This window comes from Lysobacter hankyongensis, assembly GCF_039543145.1.
Lineage (GTDB): Bacteria > Pseudomonadota > Gammaproteobacteria > Xanthomonadales > Xanthomonadaceae > Lysobacter_I > Lysobacter_I hankyongensis.
Genome location: NZ_BAABJE010000010.1, coordinates 127,338 through 144,621, shown reverse-complemented (window position 1 = coordinate 144,621; position 17,284 = coordinate 127,338). Strand labels below are relative to the sequence as shown.

The following is a 17,284-nucleotide window of genomic DNA, read 5'->3' as shown; positions in this document are numbered from 1 at the left end:
ACGCGCGTACCGTCAGCCGATCCGATGCACCTCGTCGGCGATGCGCCGCACTTCATCGGGCACGTGGCTGACGTAGATCATCGGCAGCGCGGTTTCGTCGCGCACCCGCTGCAGGTAGGGCAAGAGTTCGTCGCGACGATCCATGTCTAGCATCGACAGCGGTTCGTCCAGCAGCAGCAGGTCGGGCTGCGACAGCAGCGCACGGCCGATCGCGATCCGCTGCTGTTCGCCGCCCGACAGCCCGCGCACCCGGCGCGGCAGCAATGCGTCGATGCCGAGCAGCGCGACCACCTCGTGCAGCGCGAAACGCGGATGCGTCCGCGCATCGCCGCGCAACCCGTAGAGCAGGTTCTCGCGCACGTCGAGATGCGGGAACAGCCGCGCATCCTGGAAGACATAGCCGATGCGTCGCCGGTGCGCCGGCACGTCGATCCGCGTCTCGGCGTCGAACAGCAGGCGCCCGGCGATCTTGATGCGTCCGCGCGCCGGCCGCAGCAGGCCGGCGATGGCGTGCAGCACCGATGTCTTGCCGGCGCCGGAGGCGCCGACCAGCGCGATCACCCGATGCCGGCTGCGGATCGACACCTCGCGCAGGAAATCGCCCCGCCGCAGCGCGATCTCGATCAGGAAGCTCGTGTCGTCGCGCCCGTCATGGCGTGCGTCGGCGTGTGCGCCGTCGATCGGTGCGGCGTTCATGCGCGGCGGCCCTGGCGGTGGCGTTGCACCAGCCATTCGGAGACGAACACGGCGAGGAAAGACACCGACAGCGCCACCAGGGTCAGCCGCCAGACGCCGGCTTCCCCGCCGGGCACCTGCAACAGACCATAGATCGCCGACGACAGCGTCTGCGTTTCGCCGGGGATGTTGGACACGAAAGTGATCGTCGCGCCGAATTCGCCGAGCGCCTTCGCGAACGCCAGCACCGCGCCCGCGACGACGCCCGGCCAGGCCAGCGGCAGGGTAATGGTGAAGAACACCCGCCAGCGGCCTGCGCCGAGCGTCGCGGCCGCCTGCTCCAGGCGCGGATCGACCTGTTCGATCGACAGCCGGATCGCGCGCACCATCAACGGGAAGCCCATGATCGCGCTGGCCAATGCCGCGCCGGTCCATCGAAACGCGAAGCTCAGCCCGAAGGTGTCGGCGAGGAATGCGCCGACCGGCCCGCGCGCGCCGAACAGCACCAGCAGCGCGTAACCGGTGACCACCGGCGGCACCACCAGCGGCAGCATCAGCGTCGTGTCCAGCAGCAGTTTGCCCGGGAAGCGGCGTCGCGCCAGCAGCCAGCCCAGCGCGACGCCCGGCGGCAGGCTGCACAGCACCGCGACCGTCGCCACTTTCAGGCTGAGCGCGATCGCGGTGAGTTCGGCGGCGGAGAACGCTTGCAAGACCATGCTCAGTCGAGGATGCCGAAGCCGCGGCGCCTGAAGATCGCGTCGGCCGCCGGCGATGACAGCCAACGCACGAACGCGGCCGCCTGCGGATGATCGCTCGCCCGCAATCGCGCCACCGGATACACGATCGGCGGATGCGATCCCGCGGGAAACCGGCCGACCACCCGCACCCGCGGCTCCGCGATCGCGTCGCTGGCGTAGACCACGCCCAGCGGCGCCTCGCCGCGCGCCACCAGCAACAGCGCCGCACGCACGTTCTCGGCCTCGGCCACCTGCGGTGCGAGTCGTGTCCACACGCCGAACTTCTCGAACGCCGCGCGCGCATATTTCCCCGCGGGCACGCTCTCGGTGAGCGCCAGCGCCAATCGACCCTTGCCGAGCCGCGGACGCAGGTCGACGCCGGGTCCGAGCGCGATGGCGCCGCCGCGCGCATCGGCCGGCGCGATCAGCACCAGCCGGTTGCCCAGCAGGTTGCGCCGGCTGGCATCGTCCAGCAGCGCGCGCTGCTGCAGATGATCCATCCAGTCGAGATCGGCCGACACGAAGACATCGGCCGGCGCGCCCTGTTCGATCTGCCGCGCCAGCGCCGTACTGGCGGCGTAGGCCACCTTCACCGGCGTACCGGTGCGGCGTTCGTAGGCGACGGCGGCCTCGTCCAGCGATTCCTTCAGGCTGGCGGCGGCGAACACCGTGATCGGTGGCTTCGGTCCGGCGGCACGCGCGGTGGCGAAGGCGCAGGCGACGGCGGACATGCCGAAGGCGAAGAGCAGGGCGGCAATGAGGTGGCGGTACGGCATCCCGCGATTCTCAGCGCGCCGCCAGCGCATCGTTCAACAGCATCGCCAACCGGTGCCCGGCGATGCGCAGCTGCGCATCGGCCGTGGGTCGCCACTGCGTGAAGTACGACGGCCGGATCGTCGGCCGCTGCGGAAAGAAGCCGTCGCGCAGGGTCACCTTGCACGAAGCCACGGCCCATGCGGCGGGATCGTTCGCGTCGCCGGTCGCTTCCGACGGCATCGGCATGCGCTGCAGATGCTGCAGATACGCGCGCTCGCTCAGGCCGCTGTCGAGGATCACGCTGCGGTCCCACAGCTGATGCAGGTTGCTGCCGCGGCCGTCGTACTGGATCTGCACGGTGTTGCCGCCCTTGCCGCGACCCGACGCATGCAGCGGCTGGTGGATGTCGCCGACGAAATGCACCAGGAATTTCAGCGCCTGCGCACGCGCCGCGTCGGGTTGGCGCCGATCGGCCAGGATGTCGCGCTGGCGGCGGATCGCCTCGATCACGCAATTGCCGTCCGGGCAATGCGCGACCGCGCGATAGCCGCAGTCGTCTTCGGCCAGATTCACGTAGTGCCAGCGCGACGAACGCTTGCCCAGGTCGGGATCGCCGGCGACCGGATTGTCGCGCAACTCGTCCGCCCAGTTGGCGACGCCGGCGAGCGTGGGATCGGCCTCGCCGCGCAGCAACCGCGCGACTTCGGCGCGTGCGCCGGGGGCGAGTTCGTCCGCCGCGAGATGCGCGACCAGACGATGGCCGACCGCGCCCCAGGCATGGGCGGGGCGGGGCAGCAGTGTCGCCAGCAGCAGGACGGGGATGGAGAGAAAAGAAAAACGGGCCATGCGGAGGAGAGTAGCCGACATGACCCGCAGGTGCAGCAGAGTTGTTCCGTTCCGGCCGTCGTGCGGCCGGAACGGTGTGACGCGGCGAAACGGACGATCAGAACGTGTCGCTTAGAACTGGAACACGTAAGCCGCGCCGTAGACCAGCGGATCGATGTTGACGGTGCCGAGGCCGGCGCCGTTCAGTTCGACATCGGTGTCGATGTCGATCCAGCGCGCGTCGACGCGGATCGCGCCCTTCTCGCCGACCTTGAAGTCGATGCCGGCGTGCGCGGCCAGACCGAAGGAATCGTCCAGCTTCAGATCGTTGCCGGCGAGCGCGCCGGTGGTGTCTTCGCTGAAGAACAGGGTGTAGTTCACACCCAGACCCACGAACGGCTTCATCTTGCCTTCGCCGAAGTGGTACTGCAGCGACACGGTCGGCGGCAGGTGCTTGGTGGAACCGACATTGCCGAGACCGGCGATGTTCACGTCATGCTGGAACGGCAGCGAGGCCAGCACTTCGATGCCGAGATTGTCGCGGACGAAGTATTCGGCGGTGATGGTCGGACGGACGTTGCTGTCGACTTCGACATCGAGCGTGCCACCGGCAAGGCTGCCGTTGTCGCTCTTCGGGTTGACCTGGTGGGCGCCGACGCTGAAGGTCCACTCACCGGCCTGTTGGGCGAAGGCGGGGGCGGCGAGGCCGCCGAAAGCGAGGGCGAGGGCGAGCGGGGCGAAACGACGGATCATTGGATTGCCTCCTGGGCATTGGATTGGGATCACCGGATTGGCCGGCAGTATCTCTGCGCCTTTCCGGGCGCCGTTTGAGGATGATCAAATTCTTAACAAATGACCAGAGGTCGCTCCGGCCGGCGCTGCCGATTGTGATGTGCGCCTCTTTCCGGCGGGGCATGCTCCCGATCCGCTAAAATGACCGGCTTCCCCGTCCTCATTCCCCTGCTCAGGAGCGACCCGCCCATGGCGATCAAGGTTGGCATCAACGGTTTTGGCCGCATCGGCCGCAATGTCCTGCGTTCCGCCGTCCAGAATTTCGGCGACGACATCGAGATCGTCGGCATCAACGATCTGCTCGAACCCGACTATCTCGCCTACATGCTCCGCTACGACTCGGTCCACGGCCGTTTCAAGGGCGAAGTCGCGGTCGATGGCCACACCCTGATCGTCAACGGCAAGCGCATCCGCCTGACCCAGGAGCGCGACCCGGCCAACCTGAAGTGGGACGAAGTGGGCGCGGACGTGGTGATCGAATCCACCGGCCTGTTCCTCGACAAGGCCGCCGCCGAGAAGCATCTCGCCGCCGGCGCGAAGAAGGTGATTCTGTCCGCGCCGTCGAAGGACGACACGCCGATGTTCGTCTACGGCGTCAATCACGCCAAGTACGCCGGCGAAGCGATCATCTCCAACGCCTCGTGCACCACCAACTGCCTCGCGCCGATCGCCAAGGTGCTCAACGACAAGTGGGGCATCAAGCGCGGCCTGATGACCACCGTGCACGCCGCCACCGCCACCCAGAAGACCGTCGACGGCCCGTCCAACAAGGACTGGCGCGGCGGCCGCGGCATCCTCGAAAACATCATCCCGTCCAGCACCGGCGCCGCGAAGGCCGTGGGCGTGGTCATTCCCGAACTCAACAAGAAACTCACCGGCATGTCGTTCCGCGTCCCGACCTCGGACGTCTCGGTCGTCGACCTGACCTGCGAACTCGAAAACCCCGCCACCTACGCCGAGATCTGCGCCGAAATGAAGGCCCAGTCCGAAGGCGCGCTGAAAGGCGTGCTCGGCTACACCGAAGACAAGGTCGTCGCCACCGACTTCCGCGGCGACACCCGCACCTCGATCTTTGACGCCGACGCCGGCATCGCCCTCGACGGCACCTTCATCAAGATCGTGTCGTGGTACGACAACGAATGGGGCTACTCCACCAAGTGCCTCGAAATGGTGAAGGTCGTCGCCGGCAAGTAACCGCCGCCGTACCACCGCGACACGGGATCGCGCAGGCATCGCACACGCCGGTGATGAACGCGGCGAACCCGCCGTTGCACCTCGATCCACCACGAAAGCGCCTCCGGGCGCTTTCGTGCTTTCGGGCCCTCGTCCTTCGACGGTACCGGGAAAATACCCCGCTTCGCGCATGCCACCGCGATTTCCCGAAATCACCACAGCCCCCGCCGCAGCCCCGAACCCCCTGTAGGAGCGCCGGCAGGCGCGATCGCATCCTGCCGTGCCCGCACCCTCGCCGAAGGTCCACTGTAGGAGCGACGCAACTCGCGACCACACCTCAAAGCCGCCGCGCCCTCGCCGAAGGTCCCTGTAGGATCGCCGCTTTTCAATAGCCGCATGGCTGGTCAAGGCGCGACCGCAACCCCATCGCCGCCGCACTTTCGCCGAAAGCCCACTGTAGGAGCGACGCAAGTCGCGACCATGCCTCAAAGCCACCGCACCCTCGCCGAAAGCCCCTGTAGGAGCGCCGGGAGGCGCGACCACACCACGCCGCTATAACACACTTACCGCAAGCCCCTGTGGGAGCGATGCAAGTCGCGACGAACCATGGCCGACGTTTCTGCAACCGGTAGATGCGACAGCGGATGTGGTGGCTGTCAGATATGACAGGTGTGATTGATGTGGGGTGGGTGGGGGAGTAGTTTTCCCTAAGGGCTGATTTCGACCCAAAGCGGACATTGAAAATGAACCTGACCCTTTTCCAACATCGACGACAAGAGCGTGATTCAACACGTTTCGCGCTTTGCCAGCCAAGACCAACCATCCTTGCTTCGCTTGGCCTAAGAGCTGGTTCGCGTGTTCACTGATCGGTTGGATGTGCGGGAACTGCGAAAACTCGCCACGCACGTGGACAAGGACAAGTCCGGCTCCAATAAGCTGTTGCAAGATGTCCTAGCCACTCGCATAGGCGAGGCGGCGGCGCGCGATATCTTCCGACACATCGCCGGAGCATATGAGATGCGCCTAGGCGATGCTCATCCCACCAGCTCTAAAATCGCCGAGGCGCTAGCGCTTGCTGGCATCGACGCGCAAGGCTCGCCATTGCGCCAAGGGCAGCAGTTGATCGACAACTTCGTCTCGGCTCTGTGGCGGATTGAGCAGTCGCTGTTCGGCCACAATCAAGCGGAGTGATGCCGTGGGCTATCTGAGCGCGCCAGTGGACCTCGCTTTCTACGCCGCCCGACACTGGCTGCAGGGCTTGCCGGGCGGGTCGGCACCCGACCATGCCCTGGTGCAGTTTTTTCAGGCCAAAGCCAAAGCCCTGCCGGACACCGACGTGATCGGTCGCCGCGCCTTCGACATGCTCGCTGCCGCCGCGTGGCTCGATCTGCGCCCTTCCAGCCGGTCCAGCCCTTTCGGCATCATGATGCAGGCCGGCAACCTGCGTTCGCCGGCGATCACTGATTTCGGACCCGAAGACATCGATACGCTGGCGAATATCGCCGACGCTATGCCGGAGCTGGCCATTCGCGCACGGCTGGCGGATGTGGCGTGGGAAGCGGGCAAGCTGTGCGGCAATCGCGTCTGGCCAATGGCGGTCCTGGCTGCGCAAAGCTATGCACACACAGCCTCTGCACAATTGCTCGGTGGCGACGAACTGGTCGGGCGCGAAGCGCTCGAGCGCGGGCTAGAATTGGCTTGGCAATTTCGCAAGCAAGCCCCCGCCGTGCTCGACGAGCTATGGCGCTTGGTCGAAGCCACCGCTCGCGCCGCGCTTGATCGCCCGGTGTTGATGATTATCCTCGCCGACCATTGCGTTGAGCGGCAGCATGCGTTGGCGCTTACGCTCGCGCCGCTGCTGGAAGAGGCCGCAGAGCGATTACTAGTCGCCGCAGGACCCGCACTGGAGCATGCCGAACTTTGGGGCCGTGCCGCCAAACTGTGGCAATTGGCGGGCGACGAGGCGCGTCGGTCGCAAGCACGTCTCAACGAGGCCGAAGGTTTCGTGTCCCACGCCGAAGCCGGCGCCGCCAATGCCATGTTCGCCGCCCACTGGATGAAGGTGGGACTGGAGGCCTTGCGCCAAGCGGGTGCCGCGAAGGAGCGGTCGGAGGCGGTGCATGAGCGACTGCTCGAGCTGCAGCAGGCAGCGACCGGTGAGCTGCGGCAGATCTCGCAAGAGATCGATGTGCGCCCGCTGCACGATCGGGTCATGGCCGGCGTTTCCGGTAAGAGTTTCGAAGAGGCCTTGTTCGGTCTGGTAGGCCTGGATGATCTGATTAATGTCACGCGCACGCGCGAGCGCGTCCTTGAAAATGCCCGGCGCCATCCGCTGTCGGGTTCCATGCCCCAGGAACTGATGAACTACGACGGGCTGACCATCGGGCGCCGAGGGTCGTTGCTCGATGGCACCGACGATGAACGCGAGCTAGCGCTGCAGCATGCCAGTTTTCAGGACGCGGCGCGTTGGGAACTGCACCTGCGCGGCGACGTAATCGCTTTGCGCGCGGCACAGACCATCTACAACGAGCACCACCCCAGTGAGTCGGACGTGGCCAGCTACGTTGTCGGCCATCCCTTCGTGCCAGAGGGTATCCAGGTATCGATCATTCGTGGCCTGACATTCGGCTTTGATGGCGACTGGCTCGCGGCGGGTGCGTATCTGATTCCGCGCATGGAAGCGCTCGTGCGCCACTGGCTCAAGCGCCGCGGCGTGGTGACTTCGGGCGTGGACTCCGACGGCTTCCAGGCCGAGCGGCCGTTGACGGAGCTGTTCAAACTGCCTCAGGCCCGCGAGATCTTCGGCGAAAAGCTGCTGTTCGAACTTCGGTGCCATCTCACCGAGAAGTGGGGCTACGACCTGCGCAACACCTATGCGCATGGCTTGTCGCCGGATGGGGAAGTGGCCAGCGCGAAGACGGTGAGCTTGTGGTGGCTTCTCTGGCGTGTACTGCTCACGCCATTGCTCGCACAACGAGCCCAGACCGAAGCTGTGACGGCGGCGGCTCCGAGCCCCGAGGAGCCGGCTCCGGCACCCGTCGCGGATGACAATTGAAAACCCCACAAGTGGCGGGGCCCGAGCGCATTGTTGCCGAGGTACAAGCGTGCTGCTTCGGGCAGACCAAGAACGGACATCAACTTTCAGCGTACAACTTTGTAGGTCGCAGTAACTGTCAAGGGATTGACCCGAACGTGCAATTCAACGGATACCTCCATTGCTATTTCTAATACGGACTCGGTTTTAACGCGCGCGCCATCCGGGACCAGTTCTACAAGGCAGAGATAGTCCTCCTCAGTACTCTCGCAGAAGCTGCCAGCGATCTCGCCCTTGGCCCAGTGCAGAGGGAAACCTGTAGCGACCCAGGCGGCTCCGATCGCGAGGAGGATGGGAAAAAGGGCCAGCGACCCACTTGAAGCGGCTGATCATGTGCGAAGTCTGCCCTTCACACGCAAGGTCATATCCGCTCCTGGCCGAAACCACCCGCCCAGCACCCAAGCGTCGTCCAATAGCTGCTGCATGCATTCAACAACAATGAATGCAGATGCCAGTCCATCAACCCGACAAGGTGCGCCAAGGCGGCACCCTATGGCAGACGCGATCCCTTGGCCTGCGCCTCCGCCGCCATCGCCAATCGCAACGCACCGAGAATGCCGCTGCGGTCGCCGAGTCCGGGCGGGACGATGTAGTCGTCGATGCCGGCTTCGACTTCGCGGCGGGCGAGGTAGCCGCTGAGCCAGTGCTGCGTGCGCGCGCGGATCGGTGCGAACAGGCGTTCGTGCTGCATCACGCCGCCGCCGAGGACGATGCGCCGCGGCGACAGGGTGAGCGCGAGCTGGGCGCAGAGTTGGCCGAGGTAATCGGCCTCGATGTCCCAGATCGGATGCGTCGGCGCGGCGTCGCCGAGTTCGTGGCCGAGGCGCGCGACGATGGCGGGGCCGTTGGCGAGGCCTTCGAGACAGTCGCCGTGGTGCGGACAGATGCCGGCGAAGCCGTGGTCGTGCGGGTGACGGCGTGGATGGATGTGGCCGAGTTCCGGATGCAGCAGGCCGCGCAGCGTGCGGCCGTGGAGCACCGCGCCGCCGCCGATGCCGGTGCCGACGGTGACGTAGGCGACGCTGTCGAGCGGTCCGCCGTCGCGGTCGCGGCCCGCGCCCCAGTGCGCCTCCGCCAGCGCCGCGGCGTTCACGTCGGTGTCGAGCGCGATCGGGATGTCGAGCGTGGCGAACGGCGCCAGCAGGTCGGCGTCGTGCCAGCCGGGCTTCGGCGTGCGCAGCAGGCGGCCGTAGCGCGCTGCGGCGTGATCGAGTTCCAGCGGGCCGAAGCTGGCGATGCCGAGCGCCCGCGGCTTGCCGTGGCGCGTGGCTGCGGCGTCGAAGAACGCGCGCGCTTCGGCCAGCGTGTCCTGCGGGCCGCGGGTGGAGAACCGCGCCCGTTCGAGCAGCGTGCCGTCGGCATGCGCGAGCGCGCAGACGAACTTGGTGCCGCCGGCTTCGATCGCGGCGTAGACGGGCTCGGCGTCGGCATCGATCATCGTGGCGGTCCACCCGGTCATGCGCGTTGCAGCCAGCGTAGCGCATGCGGCGCGAGGGTGGTCGGCCATGCGGTGTCGCTGCCGTCGTCGGGCCTGCCGTCGTCCAGCATGTCCCGCCAGCATGCATCGGCCAGCGACGGCGGCATCGGCACCGCGACCTCGCGCCCGGCGAGATTGAACAGCGCGACCATGCCGTCGCCGCGCTCGATGCCGAGCAGCGCGGGATCGTCGAAGCGCAGCGCGCGCATCGGCGCGTCGCCGCGCAGTCCGCGGGTGAGGCGGCGCACCGCGATCATCCGTCGCAACGCGGCGCCGACGCGGCCCGCGGTGGTGTCGGCGTTCTGTCGCGACGCGACCGCGTCGGCCAGCGTCCAGTCCATCGCCGGGCGATGCAGCCAGCGGCCTTCGCCCGCGCGTGCGGGATCGTGCGCGTAGGCCTCGTCGTTGCCGAGCGCGATCTCGTCGCCCATGTACAGCGCGGGCAGGCCCGCGCAGGCCAGGACGATGCCGTAGAGCAGGATCAGCCGCCGTTCGGCCGCGCGCAGCGCATCGGCGTCGCCGCGTGCGATCGCATCGTCGATGCCGGCGAGCGCGGCGGCCATGCCGTTGGTGCCGTGCACGTGTTCGCTGCCGGCGCTCTGGAAACTGCGGCCGCGGGCATAGGCCTCGTCGGTATCGCCGGCGAAGAAGCGCGCGATCCTGGCGAGATCGAACGGTGCGCGGCCGTCGCTGCCCGCGGCTTCCTCGCGCAACACATTCCAGCCGATGTCGTCGTGACAGCGCAGATAGGTCAGCCAGCCGCTGGCGGCGGGCAGCGCCGGCGTCTGCGCGATCACGCCGGCGAGCAGGTCGCCGCGCTGTTCCGCCAACGCGACCCACAGCGCCGCCATCAGCGTGCTGTGATACGCGAGATGGCATTCGCGGCCGGCGCTGTCCGCGTTGTTTGCGCCGTCGGCCCGCAGTCCGAAGTAGGGCGGCAGTTCGCGCGCCGGCACGATCGCCTCGGCCTTCAGCAGCACGCCGGGCGCGACGATGTCGCTCACCGCGCGCAGCGCCTGCAGGATCGCGTGCGCCTCGGGCTGGTTCATGCAGTCGGTGCCCAGGCGCTTCCACAGGTAGGCGGTGGAGTCGAGCCGGAAGGCTTCGATGCCGCGATTGGCGAGCCGCAGCATCGTCAGCGCCATCTCGACGAACACTTCGGGATTGGACCAGTCCAGATCCCACTGATAGCCGTAGAACGTGGTCCACACCCAGCCGAGTCCATCGACGCGGGTGAAATTGCCCGGCGCGGTCTGCGGGAACACCTGGCCCAGCGTGCGTTCGTACGCGTCGGGCAGATCGCGGTCGGGAAAGACGTGGTAGAACGCGCGGTATCGCGGATCGCCGCGGCGTGCCGCCTGCGCCCAGCGATGATCGTCGGCGGTGTGATTGAGCACGAGATCGGCGCACAGGCTGATGCCGGCGTCGCGCAGCCGCGCGGTCAGTGCATCCAGATCTTCGTCGCTGCCCAGCGCGGGATCGACCGCGTCGTAATCGCGCACCGCGAAACCGCCGTCGTTGTCGCCATCGCGCGCGTGCAGGAAGGGCAGCAGATGCAGATAGCGCACGCCGAGCGCCTGCAGATACGGCACCCGTGCGGCGACGCCGGGCAGGGTGCCGCCGAAACGGTCGACATAGGTGGTGTAGCCGATCATGTCCTGGCCGAGGAACCAGGCGGGATCGTCCTTGCGCGCGGCATCGAGCGCGCGCAGCGGTGCGGGACGCACTTCGGCGCACGCGGCCATCCCGTCGATCAGTCGCGCGAGAGCGGCGTCGAAACCCCGTGAGCCGTCGTACAGCGCGGACAGGGTTTCGATCAGCCGCGGGCCGTGCGCATCCCAGCGCGCCAGCGTCCGCGCGCCGTGCGTGGTCGACATCGCCGCCGCGAAGCGTTGTCGAAGAGAGGGGGTGTCGGTCGCAGGTCGGGCGCTCATGTCGGCTCGGGTACGTCGGAAGGACACGTCTGAAAACGACGACGCGCGTCGGGCGGGAGGGGCCGGCCCGACGCGCGCCGTCGTCGCCTCAGAACTCGTAGCGCACGCTGAGCGACGCGGTGCGGCCCGGGATCGAGCGCGCGCGGATCACGTTCTCGGCACCGGAGACGATGCTGCCTTCTTCGGCTTCGGTGATGCCGAACTCGTCGAACAGGTTGTTGACGTTCAGGCCGACCACCCACTTCTCGGCGAAGCGGTAGTCCGCGAACAGATTCACCTGGGTGTAGCCGGGCATCACCAGTTGGTTGTTGTCCTGGGCGTAGGCGTCGGTGGTGCCGAGGATGTTCGCGCCGACGGTCCAGTTCGAGGCCTGATAGCCGCCGGTGAGCTGATAGACCACGTCCGCCTGGCGACGCGGCGTGTTGCCTTCGTTCGCCGGCGAAATGTCGTCCTGGCTGATCTCGGCGTCGGTCCAGGTCAGGCCGCCGTTGAAGAAGAATTCGTTGACCCGCAGCGAGGCTTCCAGTTCGATGCCGCGCGCTTCGTACACGCGATCGAAGAAGCGCTGGCTGGTCAGTTCGAAATTCTGTTCCTCGGTTTCGGCGAAGAACGCGGTCGCGAACAGGCTGAAGCCGCCGTTGCGCCACTTCAGGCCGCCTTCGATCTGGTCGACCAGATCCACCGCGTCCTGCGCGCGCACCGAGCCGTCGGGCTGGACCACGCCGAACAGCAGGCGATCGGCGTTGGCGCGGCCGCCGCGGCTGATCCGAGCGAAGGCGGCGAGGTTGTCGTCGAAGAGGTAATTGGCGCCGATCGAGTACGAGGTGTAGCCCCAGTCGTAATTCACCGGGGATGCGCCGACGTTGTTCACCTGCGACACGTTGCGTTCGGGGCCGGAGATCGTGCCGTCGCCGTCCACGTCCACGTTCGCGACCTGCACGGCGCCGGCGTAATTGCCGCTGGCATCGCCGGAATCGCGGCGCACGCTGGCGTCGATGTCGAGATCGCCCAGCGAGAACGCCAGCGACAGATACGGCGCGCCGATCTCGTACTTGGCGTTGTAACTGCGGGTGCAGCAGTTGCCCCAGAACGGCACGCCGTAGGCGTACAGGCCGTTGTCGGAGAGGTTGACGTTGGTGGCGCTGATCACGTCCAGCAGCGCCGAGCGGCCGTCGCCGCGCACTTCCTGCAGGTACGAGTTCCACACCCAGTCCATGTCGATGTTCTGGCGCGAAGCGTAGTAGCCGGCGCTGAGGTCGAGATTGCCGCCGTCGCCCACGCCGAAGCTGCGGGTGAGCTTGATGTCGTTGGCGTAGTGGCCGAAATCGTTGATCTCGGTGTTGAACAGATGGGTGCGCACGACCGTGCCGGTGTAGGCCTGGCCGGCGTTGGGGCCGTTGGCATAGCGCAGCGTGGCGCCGACGCCGCCGATGGTCGGTGCGATGCTGGCGGCGCTGCCGACTTCTGCCGGGAACTGGCCGACGAAGCGGCCCTGGTTGTCGGCGTAGCGGAATTTTTCGTCGATGCGCCAGCCGTCGGCGAAGCGGTACTGGACTTCGGCGCCGAACGCGGTGCTGTCCGGATGCATGCCGTCGGTGATGTCGGTGCGACGGCGGTTGTTGTCGCCGTCGAGGCCGATGTCGCTGCGGAAATAGCGGCTCTGCAAAGTGTCGCGCGCGGGGTCGAAGCCCTGGTAGGTGCCGAGGTTCGGGCTGCCGTTGCTGCCGGTGGCGCGGGTGGGCACCGGCAGATAAGCGATGGCGCGATCGTCGAGGCGCTTGAGGTGGAAGCGCGCGTAGCCGTTTTCGAATTCCTTCGTCAGGTTCGCCTTGAGCTGGCCGCCTTCCTCGGCGGTGTAGCCGGCGTCGCGCATGCCGTCGCCGCTGCGCCAGAAGCCGGCGACATGGAAGCGCCAGCCGTCGCCGAAGGGCTGCCCGTAGCGGAAGTCGAGACGCTGGCTGCCGTAATCGAGGCCGGTGGTGAAACCGACGGCGCCGCCCTGGACTTCGCCGGTGTTGCTGATGAAGTTGATCACGCCGCCCGGCGAGTTGCTGGCGAAGGTCGAGGCGGAGCCGCCGCGCACCGCTTCGATGCGGTCGATCGACCAGTCGTTGCGCAGGAAAATGTCGGCATTGCCGAAGGCGATGTCGCCGAATTCCATCACCGGCATGCCGTCTTCCTGCAGTTGCAGGAATTTGGCGCCGCCGGCCGCGACCGGCAGGCCGCGCACGGCGATGTTGGCGTTGCCTTCGCCGCCGGTGGATTCGGAACGGATGCCCGGGATGTTGCGGAAGATCTCGGCGGTGGAACGCGGGGCCGAGCGTTCGATGGTGTCGGGGGTGATGCTGCTGGTCGAGACGCTGGTGCGCAGTTTCGACTTGCCGCCGGCGGTGGCGGTGATCACGATCGCATCGAGATCGCCGGCGCCGTCGGCGTCCTCGGCGGGCGCGTCCTGGGACTGCGCGGCGGCCAGACCCGGCGCCAGCGACAGACAGATCGCCCACGACAGGGCCCACGCGAGGGTGTGGGGGCGCGGCGTGGCGGTGCGGCATTGCAACGGCTTCGATTGGCGACGCATGGCGGCATGTCCTCCGGTGAATGGCGCGGGCGGTTGCCCGGGTGGCAGATGTGATATCCGATTACGCAATCGATTGCAAATGTAGATTGCGGTCGCTTTTCGACCCTTGCGCGGTGCCGATCATTTCCAGGCAATTCTTTCGAGATCGATAAATTATTGGAAAAACAAGCGGATAAATACGCTTTTTCTCTTCATCTCACGCCCCGGGCCGGCATGTGCAGCGGAAGGGAATTCGCCGGAATTCGTGTTGCGTTGCAGCATGCACAATCGATTGCATTGGCGCAGTATCGCCGTGCCGGTCGGGCCCTCCGGTAGCCTTTGGGCCCCGATATTTCGCGGAGCGTTCCATGGCCGATTTTTCTGTGCGACTCGCCGGCATCGATCTTGCGGTGATCGCGCTCTACGCCCTCGGCATCATCGCGCTGGGCCTGATCGTCTCGAAGCGCCGCGCGTCCGCCGAAGATTATTTCCTCGCCTCGCGCGAAATGACCTGGCCGGTGATCGGGCTCGCGCTGCTGGCCTCGAACATTTCCTCGACCACGTTGATCGGCCTCGCCGGCGCCGCCTACGGCACCGGCATCTCGGTCTACAACTACGAGTGGATGGCGACGGTGGTGCTCGCGTTCTTCTGCGTGTTCTTCCTGCCGTTCCTGCTGCGATCGCAGGTCTACACGCTGCCGGAATATCTCGAACGCCGCTACGACGGCCGCGCGCGCGTCTATTTCTCCGCGCTCACCATCTTCCTCAACATCGTCGTCGACACCGCCGGCACGCTGTACGGCGGCGCGATCATGCTCAAGCTCATCCTGCCGGACTGGCCGCTGTGGCAGATCGTCGCGGTGCTGGCGCTGTCTGCCGGCGTGTACACCGTGGCCGGCGGTCTGCGCGCGGTGATCTACACCGAAACCGTGCAGGCGGTGATCCTGCTCGGCGCGTCGGTGTTCATCGCGTTCTTCGCCTTCGACAAGGCCGGTGGCTGGGACGCGGTGATGGCGGCGGTCGATCCGGCGAAACTCTCGCTGATCCGCCCGCTCGACGATCCGGGCGTGCCGTGGCTGGGCCTGGTGTTGGGCGTGCCGTTGCTGGGCTTCTACTTCTGGTGCACCAACCAGTTCATGGTCCAGCGCGTGCTGTCGGCGAAGGACGAAAACCACGGCCGCTGGGGCGCGCTGTTCGCGGGCCTGCTGAAGCTGCCGGTGCTGTACGTGATGGTGTTGCCGGGCACCGCGGCGATCCTGCTGTATCCGACGCTGGACAAGCCCGATCTCGTCTATCCGACGCTGATCTTCGATCTGTTGCCCGCGGGTCTGGTCGGCGTGGTCATCGCCGGTTTCTTCGCCGCGATCATGTCCTCGATCGCCAGCACCTTCAATTCCGCGGCGACCCTGGTGACCATGGATTTCGTGCGTCCGCGCATGCCGCAGGCGGACAACGCCGCGCTGGTGCGCGCGGGGCGCATCACCACCATCGTGTTCATGGTGCTGGCGGTGGCGTGGGCGCCGCAGATCGAACGCTTCGAATCGCTGTGGCAATACCTGCAGGCGGTGCTGGCCTACGCGGTACCGCCGGTGTGCGCGCTGTTCCTGGTCGGCCTGTTCTGGCGCGGGGCGAACGCGAAGGGTGCGTTCGCGTCGATCGTCGCCGGTCTCGTCGGCGGCGGCGCGCTGTTCTGGGCGAACGTGCTGGCGGCGGAACCGCTGGGCCTGCATTTCCTGCTGGTCGCGCCGCTGCTGTTCGTGCTCAGCGCGATCGTGCTCGTCGCGGTCAGCGCCGCCACCGCGGCGCCGGCCTCCGCGCATGTGCAGGCGATGCTGTGGACGCCCGCGTTCTATCGCGACGAATCGCGCGCGCTCGCGGGGATGCCGTGGTGGAAGAATTACCGCGTGCTGTCGGTGCTGTTGCTGCTGCTCACGGCGGCGATCGTGTGGACGTTCCGCTGACGGCGCCCCTCACCCGCCCTTCGGGCACCCTCTCCCCGCATGCGGGGAGAGGGGAGGGCAAGCAGCAAGCAGCGAACAGAGTGCGACCCGACGCACCATTTATTAATCCGCATGTAATCCGCGTGCGAGGAAAAGCGGTGTGCCGGGGCGCACCCTATGCGGACGCGCGGACGATCAGGGTCGGCGGCAGGATCGTCGATTCCGCCTGTTCGCCGCGGATCGCGGCGATGACGGTGTCGACCAGCTTGACCGCGCCCTGCGCCAGTTCCTGGCGCACGGTGGTCAGCGGCGGGTGCGCGTGCTCGGCCAGCAGGATGTCGTCGAAGCCGACGACCGACACGTCCTGCGGGACGCGACGCCCGCTTTCGGTGATGGCGCGAATCGCGCTGATCGCGATCACGTCGGACGCGGCCATCACGCCGTCGAAGTCGGCGCCGCCGTCGATCAGCGCACGCACGCTGGCGTAGGCGTCCCCGCTCGAGAACGGGCTGCGGACCAGCAGGTCCGGATGCGCCTTGAGGCCGGCGGCGCGCAGCGCCTGGCGATAGCCGTCGTGGCGGTGCGCGACTTCCGGCAGGCGCTCGTCGCCGAGGAAGGCGATGCGGCGGCGGCCGTGGCGGATCAGGTGTTCGGTTCCGAGCTGGCCGCCGAGCCGGTTGTCGGTGCCCACCACCGGATACTTCTGCGCCGGCATCCGCGTGCCCCAGGCGGTCAGCGGAATGCCGGTGCGCGCGGCCTCGTTGATCGCGGCGTGTTCGGAGCTCTGGCCGATCAGGATCACGCCGTCGCTGCGTCCCGGTTGCTGCAGCCGCCGCACCCAGCCGTCCTGGTGCACGGCGATCTTCGCCAGCAGCATGTTGTAGCCGCGGTCGCCGAGCGCGTCGGCGAGGTGGGCCAGCATGGTCATCATGAAGGGATCGAACAGGTGCGGTTCGCGCGCATGCACCAGCGGCACCGCGACCGTGATCACGCCGGACTGGCGCGAACGCAGGCTGCTGGCCACGGGATTGACTACGTAGCCGGCCTCCTCGGCGAGCCGGCGGATGCGTTCGCGGGTGCTCGCGGCGATCAGCGGGCTGTCCTTGAGCGCCCGCGATACGGTGGATTCCGAGACGCCCGCCAGCCGCGCGATGTCGGACATCTGCAGGTTGGTCGGCGGTTGCGAGGTCCGGCGGCGCGGCGGGTTCATGTCGGCTAGAGTCCGACGAACGGTGATCGCGATCAAGCGTCGCGATAGGCGACGGGTATCGGTCGGCGATACCCGGGGATGCCGGCGATGCTACGGACCGGCGCGCGGTTGCAT

General features: G+C 67.2%; 13 protein-coding genes. 4 read left to right on the top strand and 9 right to left on the bottom strand.

From position 1 onward, the window contains the following. Window positions 1–12: 12 nt before the first annotated feature. The 5 genes from ABD974_RS10330 to ABD974_RS10310 form a co-directional block, all read right to left on the bottom strand. Window positions 13–696: an ATP-binding cassette domain-containing protein gene (locus ABD974_RS10330; RefSeq protein ID WP_345303235.1), complete on the bottom strand. Its 684-nt coding sequence runs from the start codon at window positions 694–696 to the stop codon at window positions 13–15. Then, a complete protein-coding gene (gene modB / locus ABD974_RS10325) occupies window positions 693–1,391 on the bottom strand; it encodes a molybdate ABC transporter permease subunit (protein ID WP_425562674.1) in 699 nt (232 codons plus the stop codon). The genes ABD974_RS10330 and modB overlap by 4 nt, the downstream gene beginning before the upstream one ends. Window positions 1,392–1,393: 2 nt before the next feature. Continuing rightward, window positions 1,394–2,143 carry a molybdate ABC transporter substrate-binding protein gene (modA, locus tag ABD974_RS10320; RefSeq protein WP_345303498.1) on the bottom strand — a complete coding sequence of 250 codons (750 nt, stop codon included), beginning with the start codon at window positions 2,141–2,143 and terminating at the stop codon, window positions 1,394–1,396. A gap of 55 nt (window positions 2,144–2,198) precedes the next feature. Further along, window positions 2,199–3,014 (bottom strand): S1/P1 nuclease, encoded by an 816-nt coding sequence (locus ABD974_RS10315; protein ID WP_345303234.1) that lies wholly within the window; start codon window positions 3,012–3,014, stop codon window positions 2,199–2,201. Window positions 3,015–3,125: 111 nt separating this feature from the next. Further along, window positions 3,126–3,746 (bottom strand): OmpW/AlkL family protein, encoded by a 621-nt coding sequence (locus ABD974_RS10310; protein WP_345303233.1) that lies wholly within the window; start codon window positions 3,744–3,746, stop codon window positions 3,126–3,128. Window positions 3,747–3,974: 228 nt separating this feature from the next. Here ABD974_RS10310 and gap point away from each other — a divergent pair, with 228 nt between their 5' ends. The 3 genes from gap (at window position 3,975) to ABD974_RS10295 (ending at window position 8,013) form a co-directional block, all read left to right on the top strand. Then, complete coding sequence (gene gap, locus ABD974_RS10305) at window positions 3,975–4,979, top strand: type I glyceraldehyde-3-phosphate dehydrogenase (protein ID WP_345303232.1); 1,005 nt, start codon at window positions 3,975–3,977, stop codon at window positions 4,977–4,979. Between the two features lie 834 nt (window positions 4,980–5,813). Further along, entirely contained in the window at window positions 5,814–6,149 is a 336-nt protein-coding gene (locus ABD974_RS10300) for a hypothetical protein (protein WP_345303231.1), read from the top strand. Between the two features lie 4 nt (window positions 6,150–6,153). Then, window positions 6,154–8,013 (top strand): DUF4209 domain-containing protein, encoded by a 1,860-nt coding sequence (locus ABD974_RS10295; protein ID WP_345303230.1) that lies wholly within the window; start codon window positions 6,154–6,156, stop codon window positions 8,011–8,013. Window positions 8,014–8,542: 529 nt separating this feature from the next. Here ABD974_RS10295 and ABD974_RS10290 read toward each other — a convergent pair. The 3 genes from ABD974_RS10290 to ABD974_RS10280 all read right to left on the bottom strand — a co-directional run bounded on the left by ABD974_RS10290 (window position 8,543) and on the right by ABD974_RS10280 (window position 14,041). Further along, complete coding sequence (locus ABD974_RS10290) at window positions 8,543–9,511, bottom strand: ROK family protein (protein ID WP_345303229.1); 969 nt, start codon at window positions 9,509–9,511, stop codon at window positions 8,543–8,545. Beyond that, window positions 9,508–11,463 (bottom strand): alpha-amylase family glycosyl hydrolase, encoded by a 1,956-nt coding sequence (locus ABD974_RS10285; RefSeq protein WP_345303228.1) that lies wholly within the window; start codon window positions 11,461–11,463, stop codon window positions 9,508–9,510. Before ABD974_RS10285 ends, ABD974_RS10290 begins: the two co-directional genes overlap by 4 nt. An 88-nt stretch (window positions 11,464–11,551) precedes the next feature. Beyond that, window positions 11,552–14,041 (bottom strand): TonB-dependent receptor domain-containing protein, encoded by a 2,490-nt coding sequence (locus ABD974_RS10280; protein WP_345303227.1) that lies wholly within the window; start codon window positions 14,039–14,041, stop codon window positions 11,552–11,554. 347 nt (window positions 14,042–14,388) lie between these two features. Between ABD974_RS10280 and ABD974_RS10275 the strand changes: the two genes are divergently transcribed. Then, a complete protein-coding gene (locus ABD974_RS10275; protein WP_345303226.1) occupies window positions 14,389–15,981 on the top strand; it encodes a sodium:solute symporter in 1,593 nt (530 codons plus the stop codon). A gap of 154 nt (window positions 15,982–16,135) precedes the next feature. On the opposite strand, the gene ABD974_RS10270 is transcribed toward ABD974_RS10275, so the two are convergent. Then, on the bottom strand, window positions 16,136–17,170 hold the full coding sequence (locus tag ABD974_RS10270; protein ID WP_345303225.1) for a LacI family DNA-binding transcriptional regulator: 1,035 nt from the start codon (window positions 17,168–17,170) through the stop codon (window positions 16,136–16,138). Window positions 17,171–17,284: the final 114 nt, after the last annotated feature.